This window comes from Bacillus sp. FDAARGOS_1420, from assembly GCF_019344915.1.
Taxonomy (GTDB): domain Bacteria; phylum Bacillota; class Bacilli; order Bacillales; family Bacillaceae_G; genus Bacillus_A; species Bacillus_A mycoides.
In genome coordinates, this window is the sequence record NZ_JAHWJB010000004.1 from 150,308 (window position 1) to 164,433 (window position 14,126).

A 14,126-nucleotide genomic window follows, 5' to 3' on the forward strand; every position below is an offset into this window, starting at 1 on the left:
AAACATGAGGGGGTATTCATTTGAAACATTGTAAAAGACTTTTGCAATCTTTTCTTTTGTTTTTCTTATTTTCCATTTTTTATAACGCACCTTCTGTATATGCAGAAATACATCCGGATTATGGAAAGGTGTTTCCACCAACAGAAACATTCAAGCCAGGGGATTGGTTTGTGGGGGTAACACCTGCACAGGTAGATCCTACCAAATCACCGATTGTATTCGTACAAGGAAAAAACGGAAAGGCAAATGATTGGTATGGAGAGACTTACTATCATGGGAAAAATAATATGTATGACCTTGCTTACGATGCTGGCTATCCAACTGCTTTTGTACAACTGTATGATGCGGCGGGGACAGGGTCTGTCAGTCCTTGGACAAATGGGAAATTATTAGCTAAAAAATTAGAAGCCATTTCGCAACATTTTGGAAAAAAAGTAAATATTATCGCGCATAGCAAAGGGGGCATTGATACACAAGCGGCTCTTGTACAATATGGTGCGCATCGTTTTGTTGATAAGGTCATCACACTTGGATCCCCTCATTATGGGACACATCTAGCAGATTTGTCCTATAGTTGGTGGGCTGGATGGCTTGCCTCTTTACTAGGGCAGCAAGACGAAGGAACGTATGCGTTACAAACCGGGGAAATGGCACGATTTCGCTCGATTATTGATGCGAATCCTGCCACAACATCCAATCAATATTACACGATAGCAGGAACCAGTTGGGGTCCTACTTTTTCTGCTTTATCTATGGGAGGATTGTATTTGTCACCATATGGAAATAACGATGGACTTGTCAGTGAATGGAGTACCACTTTGCCGTACGGTGCCCATCTTTTTTCTGATGTTACATTAGATCATGATTCGATTCGAACGGGAAGTGCCGTCTTTTCTCGCATAGAACCTTACTTACGAACGAAAAAAAGGGGGACAGCATGGTCACCGTCTTCCGCGCCTTCTAAAAATGAGCCCTATACAGGGTTAGGACCGACAGAAAACCAAACAGTTTTAGGTGGAGAACTGATTCCACATCAAGAAAATCGCGCTGTGTTTTCTGTGGATACGTTGACATCAGGAACCGTATCCATTTTGACTGCGAGTAAACAAGTAGAGATACAACTCATTTCGCCATCAGGGAAGGTTTACAACAAACAGGATGCGGTAGTAACAACGGGTGATGAGACCTTTTTTAAAGGGGCCTTTATTCATACATTTCAAATAAAAGGTATGGAAGTGGGAGACTGGAAGATACGTATGAATACGGAAGGGAAAGATGCCTATTTAGCGATGGTACAGTATCAACAAGAAGCACCTTTCCATTTGAAAATACCCGCTAAGATGAAAGTAAATAAAGCAAAATTACAAATCCAATCTGCTGATAAAAACCCAGTTGAAGCGGAGGATGTCTCTATGACGGTTCGAGTTATCGATCGGACAGGTACACTGATTTCACAATCTGATGGCGTTCAACAAGTAGATGCAAATACGTTATCTACCACGTTACAGCATATAGAGCAATCAGGTGTATACAATCTTACCATTGATGTGAAAGGGAAAAATAAAGCGGGGTATCCATACACACGTACCATGATACGTTCTATGTATATTGAGAAATAAAATATATTTAGGAGGCAACAAACCGAAAAAGGTGCTCTTAGGAGCACCTTTTTCGGTTTGTTGCCTGTCTTCATATCCAATCTTATCATAATCCATGTAATCGTTTCTGGACTAGGATTGTCCATACCCATGCATGTTCTAATCAGACAGATATACAAATAGTGATGGACCTTGTAGGATTTGAACCTACGACCGGACGGTTATGAGCCGTCTGCTCTTACCAACTGAGCTAAAGGTCCATAATACGATAATCTTTTTACACATTTTATCGTATTTGAATATATATGACAATCAAAAATATCCAAAGAAAAAACACCCTTACAAGCGCTTCCCCCTTGACTTGATAACCACTTTCATTTTAATAACATACTATTTTATAGAAATACATATAGAATTAGCCGATTCCACATATATTCTATCATAGATGTTCCATGCTTTTGTTGAGAAAATGATAAGGAAAATATTTTCATCGTACACAGTATCCAGCGATTTCAATAGAATATATTTCTCAATACATTGGCAAAGGTAAAAAAATGATTTGCCATATATTAAGTACTGTTGGGATGATTTTAAAACAATAAACGATAAGAAAAAAGATCATACAAGTTAGATGCCTTTATATTGGTGTAATCCCAACAAGACAAAAAAGAAGAACGGAGGGATGTTTATGAAAATCATCTGTGTTTTTCATGAAGCATCTCCATAGTCGAACGATTTGGTTTCCAGACTCTATGAAAAAATCTCAACCATCATGTGACAGTCAGCTAGAATTTTTGATTTTTGAAATGGAGGAATTGGATGAAACGTATAGGTAAGATTATAATCATGTTGTTGTGTTGTACGATGTTAGGTTCCGTACATGTTGTACAGGCGAATTCTATACAAGTTTCTAGTAAACGGCCGGTTAGTAGCATAGCGCAAGAAATGCTTGGGAATACATTGGTATTGGTATCGTCATCTAATCCGAGCCCCTATGATTTACATTTACATTCATCGAAAATAAAAAGACAATATATGTCCCAAAAACCTTTTCACAAACCATATCTATATACTTCCAATTTGTTCCCTACACCATTTCAAATCGACCGACCGATCGATCGATTCAACCACCTGATGAGAAAATAAACTTTGCAACGTTCACTGCTACATCGCCCGCTCAACAAACATTTACGATGGCACAATTACAAGCACTTAGCTATGAAAATCTCGTACAAGTACTTTCGGCCATACGTTGGAGTGACATTACGGAGTTATTTCAATTGAATGCAGACTCTCTCGCATTCTATCAAGATCAAAATCGTGTCCAATTTTTAATTCAAGCATTAGAAAAAAGAGGAGCGACGTATACCACAACAAGTTCAAATGGAATAGAGACGTTAGTGGAAGTATTGCGCTCAGGATTCTATTTAGGCGATTACTATAAAGAGCTTGCTTATCTCAATGAACGTACGTTTCATGATACATGCTTACCTGCTTTAAAAGCAATCGCAAGCAACCCAGCTTTTCGACTTGGAACAATGGAACAAGATCGAGTCGTGGCGGCTTATGGGAATTTAATTTGAAATGCCTCGAGTAATCCAGAAATTGTATCGTTAACGGTTCCTGTTTTAAATCAATTTAATCAAAATTTACAAACGTACGCGAAAGAATATTCAAAAGGAACAGCGGTATACAGTCTCTTAAGTGGTATTGACTATGATCTTCAAACGTATTTGTACCAAACTTAACCAATCACCTTGGTATGGGAAAATAAACACCTTTATCGATGAGATTGGAAAAATGGCATTATACGGTCCAGTCAATGCCGACACGGTACACACAAACCGATTTGATTTCATATCTAGAACGAATTGAAACCACCTTAAAAGCAAAAGAATATGCTTCTTTCAAAAAAGTGAAATTTCTGAATTTTTACTTTTCATTTACTTTCTGTCGTGATATGATGTTTCCATTCCTTATATATGACACGATTTGATAAATTTCGCGAGCAAGAGGGAAAGGAAGGACTATACGTATGAAACGATATAAAATTATGAGTGCAACTGCTTTAGCTGCAATATTAGTAACCAGCTCATCTACATTCGTATATGCTGCGGAAAAAGAAACGACTCCGCAACAAGTACAAGCAGCCCATGTATTTTCATCAAACTTTATTGAACAAACGCAAAGTCTAGATGCTATCCCTATGAACGATCTAGATAAAGCGGTACAAGCAGCTTTGTTAGGCCCTGAAATAAAAAAATTAAAAGTATTTGATCATGAATTCAATATAAAGCCAGCTTATATTTCTAAAAAAGACAAGCAAACTATCGTGAATGGACAAATTTCGCATCATTTGAGTTATCGTCTAGATGATCAAGTCTATTATCGCTTTGTAAAAGAAGGTGGGGTAATCAAAAATTTAGAAATTAAAATCGATCGCGGTGGATGGACAAAAATTACAGCACCTATCGGTGCAATTATTGCTCAATATTTTGGTGTTCCCATTACGCCAGATCTTTTATCACAAATTGGTCAACAATTAGGAGCCCTAACAGATGGAAAATGGGAATACACTTCTGAAGCGATTATTGCCGCAATTGGTTTATATGTAGAATAAAGGGTACATATAATGTGTAGCAAGTTTACTTTCTTGACTTCTATAATACGTAATAATTTTGGTATACACCGATGGGAATATACATACCATTTTTAAAATACTCCAAAAGAAAGAGAATACTTATTTATTCTCTTTCTTTTGATATTGTACTTTTAAATAGAATCACAAAAGGAGTATAGGAATATAGATATAAATTAAATAAAATGTAAACCGAGAAGTTTGCGTAATAAATGTATTAATGGTATGTCGATTTTGTAGCAAACAGACAATCATACTATTCATACTTAACAGAATCAGTAACGTATATTTTTGACGAATCTTCGCTATTTCTCGAATACCCCGTGTACAAGCCCAAAGAGGTAACATCATACTTGTAACCATCTGCCATGCATACGCTGATACCATCAGGTATTCAAACCTTTGTAGAAAAGGAAAAGTAATCACTTGAGAAAGTGACAGTTGAGACCAAATAAGAATGATTCAAAATAGGTGAAAAAACATCCCAATGTCCATATACTACCACGCAGTATACACAGAGAATTGCATAAAATATAGATATAAAAATAGAGACAATACAGATGGCGGTCATCACTTGAAATCCTGATGAAATAATGTAATACACTAAAACAGACAAAATAATCGTAAGTATAAGAGTAGAAGCAGTGGGAAACATCCATACTTGTACGATTTCAATATAAGTTCGTAAGATCGAGACACTTACAATCAAAAAATAAACAAGAACTACCAGGTTTAAACCTGTTCCGATAAACCTGCCAAACATATACGTCTGGAGTTCTAAAATACTTCCTTGAACCCAAGACAGCATACGGTACCTCATCCACATTAAAATATGCAAGAAAATACCCGCCAGTACGACTCCAATCCAAGCACCATATCCGGATTCTTTAGCAATAATTCTAGCAAATCCCAGTACACCAGCCCCAAATTGCGCACTATGTATTAAAAAGAAGACATAAATTGGAGATACTTGATATGCCTTGTTAATCTTCATTTTTTTCTACTCCCACTGTATGGTATGTGATATAAATAAAACCATATCCACGTAACAAAAGATGCATGATTTCATGATAGATAGGTTCTATATGCACTATTTTGGCAATGTCGATCCAGATTGTGTAATCTGAGACTGTACGTGAATACGAATTTGACAGGTAGAGAAATATTGTTTGCCATTCTCCCAATCATTCTCTATTTCTTTCCACTTTTTGAAGTTTTGTCGTTGATACTTGTCTCCAATTCCAATGACATCTAATTTATATTGTGTTTGTAAGCGTTTGGTTGTCGTTTGTAGTTGTTTTTTCATTTCGTTTGCTAATACCTGCTGGAGCTGTTTCATGGGATGTTGGTGAGCTGGAGAGGAATGCATCTCTGCAATTTTCCCATCTAATTTCACATATATATCGACCTTAGGGTGTTTGGGGTTTGTCATATCGAGTTCCATACGCTGGTGCACACGATGAAATTCATAGGTAATATGTTGTTTGTTCATAGGAACAGTAACAATCCCTCTTACTTTTGAGCTAGTCATATACTGTAAGGCAGCAGTATCTTGTGCGTTTAACATCGCAACCAAGCGATTATCGGTACCTTTAAATAAGGCAGAGCCACTTAATTCTACGCCTTGTTTTGTACGAAATACAACGGGAAGGATAAAACTTTTCTTTGCAATGATTTTACTGTGAATATCGCCAATTCGCTTTTTCTCTATCATTTGAGCATTTTTTTGCGTATGTTCGGATAACATCCAAACGTATTTGGCCGGTAAATATTCAGGGCCTGCATTTTGTGCTAAAATGTGTTCGGCACTACCCTTGGCTACAAATAACCGAATGTTTCTTCTCATTGCGTCATCACGTGTATATACATCTAAAATATGTTGTAACATATGTGGTGTGCGTAATACCTTTTCCGAACAGATAATGACTTGTATATGTGGAAAAAATAAAGGACGACTAATTTTTTTCGCAATCATGCGGAAATGTGCAAAAATACTTTCTCCTGTAGCACTTAGATTAATATAATTTTTTTGTGTAGCGGTTCCATGCTCCGAGCTACTAAGTGTATTGGGTAATACCATTTGATAGGTGCCTTTAATGGCCGAATGTGATGATTGATCATAGGCAGCACCAACAACAAATCCTAATTCTTCGATTTCTCTTCGTTCCGCACACGCACACAATAGATAAAGAAGGGAACCTACAAAAATGAGTTTTGTAATCGTTTTCATATACACTCCTTCTGTTAATAATTGGTGTGTATAATAGAGTGTGTTGTTTGAAGAATAAATATGTAAGAAAACAGAAATATGACTCACATAGAATTGGCTTATGCAATAAAAATGGAGTGATTTTATTAGATTTATTAAAAGAAACGGACTTTCATACAGGATTCACCAAACATTTTAAAACTACAGCTAACCGAGAAATATTAGATTCAGAAACGATTCAACGTCGTTTACTTCTTTGTTTATTTGGGTTAGGAACAAACACTGGGTTAAAAGCAGTAGCTGCTGGAAACCCCATTGATAATTATCGAGAGCTTCGATATATGCGTCAGAAATTTATACATAAAGATCATTTAAGAAGAGCAAATGCAGAAGTAATCAATCAAATTATGAATCATCGAGAGAAAAATGTATGGGGAGAAGCTACCACTGCTTGTGCCTCTGATTCTAAACATTTTGGTACTTGGGATCAAAATCTACTAACAGAGTGGCATCCTCGTTATAGGAAACATGGAATTATGATTTATTGGCACACAGATCGAAAATCTGCATGTGTGTATTCTCAAATTAAATCTTGTTTATCTTCTGAAGTAGCTGCATTGATGGAAGGTGTCTTGCGCCACTGTACAGATATGGAAATTGATCGAAACTATGTAGATACGCATGGGCAAGGTGTAATTGCATTTGCCTTTTGTCATCTGTTAGGTTTTAAACTTATGCCACGCTTCAAGAATATTGGTTCTCAAAAATTGTATCGTCCTGAAGCCGGGATGAATGAAGAATATGCTCAGTTACATCCTGTTTTAAGTAGACCGATTAACTGGGATCTTATTCAACAACAATATGAAGAAATTGTTAAGTTTGCGACTGCCCTAAGATTGGGAACAGCTTCTGCTGAATCTATTTTAAAACGATTCACAAGAGATACAAAACATCCAACATATTTAGCATTATGTGAACTGGGAAAAGCAATGAAAATCATTTTTTTATGTGAATATTTACACTCCGAAGATATTCGTAGAGAAATTCAAGAGGGATTAAATACTGTAGAACAATGGAATTCAGTAACTACTTATATTTTCTATGGAAAAAATAGTGAATTGCGCTCCAATTCATTAGAAGATCAGGAAGTATCAGCTTTATCACTGCAGCTACTTCAAAATTGTTTGGTCTATATGAATACATTAATGGTACAAGAAATTCTATACGATAACCAACAATATTGGTTAAAAAAAATGACAATGAAAGATTTCCGAGGTTTAACCCCGTTATTTTATCATCATGTTAATCCATATGGAATTTTCAAATTAAATATGAATCAAAGAATACCAATTAAATTACAAGTAGCTTAAAAGTAATCATTCTTGTAAAACAGAGTTATAACTTTTAAGTTTTGACTCTGTTTTTGAAGCGCTGTAATATCAGTATGCAGACCGGTGTCATAACTTAAGGTCTAAAGTTTAGTGGAAAAAGGAGCAATTTTTATGAAATATGGCTATGCACGCGTAAGTACATTACACCAGGACCTGAGGTCCCAAATTCAAACATTGCAAAATGAAGGCTGCGAAGAAATTTATTCTGAAAAGTTTACTGGAACAAAAACAGATCGTCCAAAGTTTCAGGAAATATTGTCTATACTAAAAATAGGGGATACGCTTGTTGTGACAAAACTAGATCGTTTTGCACGTTCAACAGTTGATGCGATACATATAATTAGAACGCTATTTGAAAAAGGTGTAAAGGTTCATATACTCAATATGGGATTAGTTGAAGATACACCAACAGGCAGGCTTGTATTTAATGTAATGAGCGCATTTGCTGAATTTGAAAGAGATATGATTGTAGAACCGTACACAAGAAGGAAAAGCAATTGCAAAGCAAAATCCTAATTTTAAAGAAGGGCGACCAAAGACATATAATAAGAAACAAATAGAACATGCTTTATTTCTTTTACATAATCATTCTTACAAAGAAGTGGAAGAAAAAATGGGGATTTCAAAAAGTACATTAATCCGAGCAAAGAGGCAATTAAAAAAAGAGAGTGCCACAGAAATTACAGTTACATCATAGCATTCATCTCACTATTTACTTTTAATAGAAAAAGTCCTGCGGACTAGAGCAGCTACCCTGTCACTAAGCCAAGTAGGAAATGTTTATGTTGGTGATCAAAAGGTTTTGTTTACACGACTCGTTCTGTATCGTCTAACAGAAAAACAATTGCGAGAACGCCGGAAAAAACAAGAGGAAAGCGTATTCGGAGAAAAGTAAAATATTATCTAGGCTGAATATATATGTAACAAACACTCCGTGGAGTGGGTTCCGATGAAACAAGTCCATGAACTATACTCTTTACGCTGGCAAATTGGTGTGTCCAGATAAGGACACATTATCTAGTTGGTGAAAGTCCAATCGGGAGAATAGACTCCACTCCCGTAGCCTGAGAGGCGCCATGAAGTGAAAGCGACACGGCGAAGCCCTCTGACATCACATGCAAAAGGCATGTGGGCAAATCTCCAGGTTGTAACGTACAGTGAACGTAGACGTAGCCTCGTTACACGCAATTCCGGTGGCTGAGACGGTCGATAACGTGCGAAAGCAGTAAGAACTGACCGAAACGAGTCTGGAACGGCAGTTCTCACCGGCGACATGGAGAGAAAGATAATGTGGAAACTGGAGAAGCCCTCGACACCCGATGAAGAAACCTCATCGAGGAGACCGTCTCTATAACCGCGATCGGGAAGTGAGAACGGTAGGTGTCAGGGTGGCGGAACGGATCGTAGTACCAGAGATCTGCGTGCAGCAAAACGTGCGGGGAGGGAAGGGTCCGAACCTGTAAATATTTCGTACGACCAAAGGAGGCAAGGGTGCCATGATAAAAACACCTATTACTTTGCAGGAGCTAAGGCGACGAATCTATCAAAAGGCGAAGTCTGAACCTACGCATCGGTTTTGGGGACTATTTTCCCACATTACCAAACTAACAACCCTTCATGAAGCATATCAGCAAGCGAGGAAAAACAACGGTGCCCCAGGCATCGACGGGAAAAGTTTCGCTGATATAGAGCTAGAGGGAGTTATGCCGTTTTTAAAGAATATCCAAGCAGAACTACAGGCTGGAACATATCAACCACAAGCTAATCGTAAAGTAGAAATCCCAAAAGAAAACGGAAAAATGCGGACACTACAAATCCCGTGTATACGGGACCGCGTGGTCCAAGGAGCGTTAAAACTCATATTGGAAGCCATCTTTGAAGCTGATTTCTGTTCAAATTCCTACGGATTCCGACCAAAACGCTCTCCACATCAAGCACTGGCAGAAGTGCGACGTAGCATATTGCGCCGGATGACTGTAGTAATCGATGTTGACTTGTCACGCTACTTTGATACAATTCGACACCACATACTTTTGGAGAAAATTGCAAAGCGTGTCCAAGATTCGCAAGTTATGCATCTTGTAAAACAGGTAATCAAGGTGACAGGAAAGATTGGTGTCCCGCAAGGGGGACCATTTTCTCCCCTAGCCGCAAACATCTACCTCAATGAAGTAGATTGGACATTTGATGCCATTCGACGTAAGACAACAGAAAACCATTACGAGGCTGTAAACTATCACCGTTTTGCTGATGATATAGTTATCACTGTAAGCGGACACTCTAGTAAACGTGGATGGGCTGAATTGGCATTGCGACGACTGTGGGAACAATTAAAGCCTTTGGGAGTTGAACTGAATCTGGAGAAAACCCGAGTGGTTAATGTTTTAAAAGGAGAATCCTTCGGGTTCCTAGGATTTGATTTGAGGCGAGTACTTAATCGAAATAAGAGTAGATACTTTGTTCTTATTACCCCGAAGAAGAAAGCCTGTACGAAAGTGAAAGCAAAAATCCGAGAATTAATCAGAAACGCAGGCGCCAAGCCTGCACAAGATTTAGTAAAACAAATCAATACTGTACTGATTGGATGGGTGAATTACTTCCGGGTTGGGAATTCTAGTCGAGCTTTTAGTAAAGTACGGGACTACACAGAGATGAAAGTCCGTACGTTATTGACGAGAAGGAAACGGCGACAAAAGCGTAGCATTGGATGGCAGAGATGGAGTAATGAATATCTCTATGGTGTACTAGGACTCTATTGGGACTGGAAAGTTTGTCCTCTCGAAAGCTCAGGAAGATATTGATAAAAGTGTCTGCCATCTGATAGGTCTCATAACCCTTTTGATGAAGTTTATGGGGTGAGCTGCTTGAGGGAAAACTTCACGAGCAGTTCTTATGGGGAGGGGCTGGAGACGGGTCATAACTGATACCGCGTCAGTTCTTTACCCGACAAATTGTTTTTAAAACGTGGAAATCATTGTTTGATATAGATCATTGTCGCACTGTCAAACAAGAAAGAATAGAATGCCATTTATACGGGAAACTGATTGCTATTTTCTTATGTTCTTCTACGATGTTTAAAATGCGCCAACTTTTGTTACAGAAGAAGCAAAAAGAATTAAGTGAATATAAAGCGATTGGAATGATACAAGATCATCTGTTACTCTTATATCAAGCCATACAGAAGGACACCCAAGAGATAGCAAAGATTCTAATTCGCCGGTTCCACCTTCTAGAGAAAAATGGGCGGAAATCTCATCGATATGAGAAGAAAACGGTCTTTGATATCATGGGTGTTCATTATGAGTATAGTATAGCCAGGGAACAAAAGAAAGCTGCATAGTTTTCAAAATATAACTCGTTAGAGTTTATTTAGCATGTGTATTTTTAAGAATAACCAATATGTTGAACAGTTTGTAGCTGTTTTGAAGGGGAACGCACCTTATTTTTGTTCTTAAGTTGATGGGCATGGGGTTGCCATATAGATTATTGAAAAATAACATATATACACATGCACTTTAAAAACTAGTAAGAAGTAAAACAACGTTAACATTGTTTATTTTTTCATACATGTACAGGAAGATAAGCTGGCATTTTGATGCATGAAAAGATATATTAACCGGTCCAGTTCTTGACTTTTGGCAAGGACGATAGGATTCGTACAACTATACTGCTGTAAAAGCAATAGAATTTCTTGCTTCTTTTCTGTAATTTGTTTTTGTACATAGGGAAGCTTAGACATGGTATATGCTCCTATTCTCTTGTTTTAAAAATATTATTTCGCCGTATACATGGTACGTAACGAATAAATAATAGACGGAATGCATACAGGAACCTTATGTATATACCTGTATCCACCTTGCGGTTCTTCCTTTTGAGATAAGCTGAATATGACCGGCATGTTGTAAAGAAGCAAAAGCTGTACTAATTGTACTCTCAGCTACGTCTGGATAGGCCTCACGAATATCCTCCCGTGTAAATGTATCTGTTTGCTGAAGAATATATTGCTTAATTCGTTTCAATTTTGTCTGTTTATCCATTGAACTCAATAGTATATGATTTAAGTCTTGATATCCTTCTATTAGTATTGTTAAGAGTTTCTTTAACCAAAAGCTTATATTATGTTCACCACAGTGCCAATTCGCAGACGATTGATAAATGGATTCGTAATAAGTGGATTCGTTCTTTTTTATATATTTGTCTAAACATACATACTTTATAAACGGATACCCGTTCTGTAGTAATAATAACTGCAGTAAGATGACGGCCACTCTGTCATTCCCTTGATCAAAAGGAACGATACAATACAAGTTTAAAATAAAGCGGGAAATTAATGGAAGGGCATGCATGTCTTTATTGGCACGTAAAGTATTATATTGCTCACATAGTTCTTTTACGGATTGTGGAACCTGGTCATACGGAAGTAGTCGATAGCTACTGACATGTTCCTCGTTTGCTGGTATGCCAGGAATCAGAAATGACTTTTGACGCCATTTCCCGCTATCCGAGGTACTATAGTGTAGTAACTGGAAATGTAACTCTTGAATGGTTTCCGGGCTAATAGATAGCGTATCAAATGTTTGGTGCACGAGAGAAAGTGTTTGATAATAGCAATACACAGCGTCTTCTTCTGTTGTTTGTGGGGGGATGTCATGTATAATCAGTTCTTTTACTCTTGTATTTGGAACACGTATATCCTTGTACATTGTGGTGAAGTTTTTCATATATTGAAGTGGAATATTCGTTTCTAAATGATGTAATATGGGATGTTTTTGTAATTGATAAACTGATAATTTACCCGTATATTCACTAATCTCACTAATTAACTTTATTACTTCTCTTTTAAAATTGATATTCATATATGTTTCTTCAAAGAAGTTGCGCATCTTATTTCCTCCGTTGTTCTGTCTATAGTGCTACAAAATAAATATATTATAACAGGTGATGGCATTCATACTTTAGTTTTGTCTCCAAACACCATTCTTTTTATGATATATATTTTTGTTATTCATGAATGTAGCTGCATCACCCGGTATCGTATGTTTTTTATTTGTTTTTTTCTTCCTATTTTTTCTTTTTTCCTCTTTCATAGCTTGTAAATCTGCTTTCCATTTCTTTAACATCGATTTTTTATGGTACATCAAATTCTCCCCTAGTTGAAACTGTGTATCAGTATATAAATGTGACATCATATGTGTGAATAGCGTTATTTTTATAGTGTGAAAAAACAATGTTGCGGGTACACTTACTATATATTTATGTTATGTTTTGTCACAATAACAAGCAAAGAAGAATGGAACTTATTGTTTTTTGGAATTTTTCACTATGTTTTTAAATGATTATTCCAAAAATAATATTAAAACACATTATTTTTTTGGATAAAAAAACATTCCAGAAATATACTCCCTTTGAAAATTGCGAATTGTCCACATTTGTAATATTTAACATTGCAACATTTTTTCTGCAGACGTATGGTAAAATAACTACTTTTAGGGAGGATTTACTATCGGTTTTTCCTATTTCTCTTTAGAATAATAAAATAAGTTGAAGAAGGTGGGAATTTGATGAAATCAACAGGTGTTACCCGCAAAATAGATCCATTAGGTCGTATTGTGATTCCAAAGGAACTGAGACGAACGTTAGGTATGGAAGAAAATCCTTTTTGGAAATATGTATTGAAGGCGAACCAATCATTTTACAAAAATATATTCCTCAAGAAGCTGGTTTGATAACAGGAGATATTTCAAAAAGGGTGTTTTTTCCCAAATTCCCGAAATGTGGGAAGGAATATATAATGAGAAAAATTTTTATTTTTATATTAGAGTAAATAGTAAAGATCAATCTATTAAAAGACAATTCGCAACCGCAGCAGAGATAAGTATTCCTGAAGAATACATCTTTATAGAAAGAGCCAAGTGAAAAAGATTTTAAACGTCCTGAATATCAACTTATGAAACATATGTTGAGAAACGGCGATGTTTTATATATTCAATCATTAGATCGTTTGGGAAGAAATAAACAAATGATTTTATACGGATGGCAAGAATTAATTAAAGAAAAAAAGATTGATATCGTTGTGTTAGATATGCCACTTCTTAACCCTACGAACTATAAAGATTTAAATGGAATTGAAACTCTTATTTCAGATTTAATTTTGCAGTTATTAAGTTATATGGCTGAAAATGAAAGAAAAAGAATCTGCGAACGACAAAAAAAGGAATTACAATTGCACTTCAAAAAGGAGTTAAATTTGGTCGCAAAAAAGTTGAAATAGATGCTAATTTTAAAGAAAT

The 14,126-nt window shown here is 36.5% G+C and carries 8 protein-coding genes, 1 tRNA gene and 7 pseudogenes; 10 read left to right on the plus strand and 6 right to left on the minus strand.

The features are described 5' to 3' along the window. Window positions 1-20 precede the first annotated feature (20 nt). The gene (locus tag I6L50_RS32035) at window positions 21-1,619 is read left to right on the plus strand and encodes an esterase/lipase family protein (protein ID WP_374108442.1); all 1,599 of its coding nucleotides are present in this window, start codon (window positions 21-23) and stop codon (window positions 1,617-1,619) included. A gap of 165 nt (window positions 1,620-1,784) precedes the next feature. Here I6L50_RS32035 and I6L50_RS32040 read toward each other — a convergent pair. Further along, window positions 1,785-1,858 (minus strand) — tRNA-Ile (locus tag I6L50_RS32040). A 933-nt stretch (window positions 1,859-2,791) separates the two neighbouring features. Between I6L50_RS32040 and I6L50_RS32045 the strand changes: the two are divergent. Together I6L50_RS32045 and I6L50_RS32055 are read left to right on the plus strand one after the other, a co-directional pair. Then, a pseudogene (locus I6L50_RS32045) lies at window positions 2,792-3,346 on the plus strand (M9 family metallopeptidase N-terminal domain-containing protein). A 287-nt stretch (window positions 3,347-3,633) separates the two neighbouring features. Continuing rightward, on the plus strand, window positions 3,634-4,218 hold the full coding sequence (locus I6L50_RS32055; protein WP_257475457.1) for a methyltransferase: 585 nt from the start codon (window positions 3,634-3,636) through the stop codon (window positions 4,216-4,218). A gap of 162 nt (window positions 4,219-4,380) precedes the next feature. Here I6L50_RS32055 and I6L50_RS32060 read toward each other — a convergent pair. Both I6L50_RS32060 and I6L50_RS32065 read right to left on the minus strand, forming a co-directional pair. Next, a pseudogene (locus I6L50_RS32060) lies at window positions 4,381-5,230 on the minus strand (GerAB/ArcD/ProY family transporter). Between the two features lie 96 nt (window positions 5,231-5,326). Next, complete coding sequence (locus tag I6L50_RS32065) at window positions 5,327-6,466, minus strand: Ger(x)C family spore germination protein (protein ID WP_219304086.1); 1,140 nt, start codon at window positions 6,464-6,466, stop codon at window positions 5,327-5,329. A gap of 122 nt (window positions 6,467-6,588) precedes the next feature. Here I6L50_RS32065 and I6L50_RS32070 point away from each other — a divergent pair. From I6L50_RS32070 to I6L50_RS32090, 5 genes and pseudogenes are all read left to right on the plus strand, one after another. After that, window positions 6,589-7,815, plus strand: a pseudogene (locus tag I6L50_RS32070) (transposase); the annotation flags it as partial. A gap of 132 nt (window positions 7,816-7,947) precedes the next feature. Beyond that, window positions 7,948-8,533, plus strand: a pseudogene (locus I6L50_RS32075) (recombinase family protein). A 69-nt stretch (window positions 8,534-8,602) separates the two neighbouring features. Next, window positions 8,603-8,833: pseudogene (locus I6L50_RS32080) on the plus strand (transposase); the annotation flags it as partial. 499 nt (window positions 8,834-9,332) lie between these two features. Further along, the gene (gene ltrA, locus I6L50_RS32085) at window positions 9,333-10,637 is read left to right on the plus strand and encodes a group II intron reverse transcriptase/maturase (protein WP_219304087.1); all 1,305 of its coding nucleotides are present in this window, start codon (window positions 9,333-9,335) and stop codon (window positions 10,635-10,637) included. A 146-nt stretch (window positions 10,638-10,783) separates the two neighbouring features. Next, a pseudogene (locus I6L50_RS32090) lies at window positions 10,784-11,176 on the plus strand (IS4 family transposase); the annotation flags it as partial. A gap of 213 nt (window positions 11,177-11,389) precedes the next feature. Here I6L50_RS32090 and I6L50_RS32095 read toward each other — a convergent pair. The 3 genes from I6L50_RS32095 to I6L50_RS32105 all read right to left on the minus strand — a co-directional run bounded on the left by I6L50_RS32095 (window position 11,390) and on the right by I6L50_RS32105 (window position 12,974). Further along, window positions 11,390-11,575: an aspartyl-phosphate phosphatase Spo0E family protein gene (locus I6L50_RS32095; RefSeq protein WP_219304088.1), complete on the minus strand. Its 186-nt coding sequence runs from the start codon at window positions 11,573-11,575 to the stop codon at window positions 11,390-11,392. 94 nt (window positions 11,576-11,669) lie between these two features. Next, window positions 11,670-12,719 (minus strand): Fic family protein, encoded by a 1,050-nt coding sequence (locus tag I6L50_RS32100; RefSeq protein WP_219304089.1) that lies wholly within the window; start codon window positions 12,717-12,719, stop codon window positions 11,670-11,672. A 72-nt stretch (window positions 12,720-12,791) separates the two neighbouring features. Beyond that, complete coding sequence (locus I6L50_RS32105; protein WP_219304090.1) at window positions 12,792-12,974, minus strand: hypothetical protein; 183 nt, start codon at window positions 12,972-12,974, stop codon at window positions 12,792-12,794. Window positions 12,975-13,397: 423 nt separating this feature from the next. Between I6L50_RS32105 and I6L50_RS32110 the strand changes: the two are divergent. Then, window positions 13,398-13,585, plus strand: a pseudogene (locus I6L50_RS32110) (AbrB/MazE/SpoVT family DNA-binding domain-containing protein); the annotation flags it as partial. A 198-nt stretch (window positions 13,586-13,783) separates the two neighbouring features. Continuing rightward, a complete protein-coding gene (locus I6L50_RS35270) occupies window positions 13,784-14,107 on the plus strand; it encodes a recombinase family protein (protein ID WP_257475458.1) in 324 nt (107 codons plus the stop codon). Window positions 14,108-14,126: the final 19 nt, after the last annotated feature.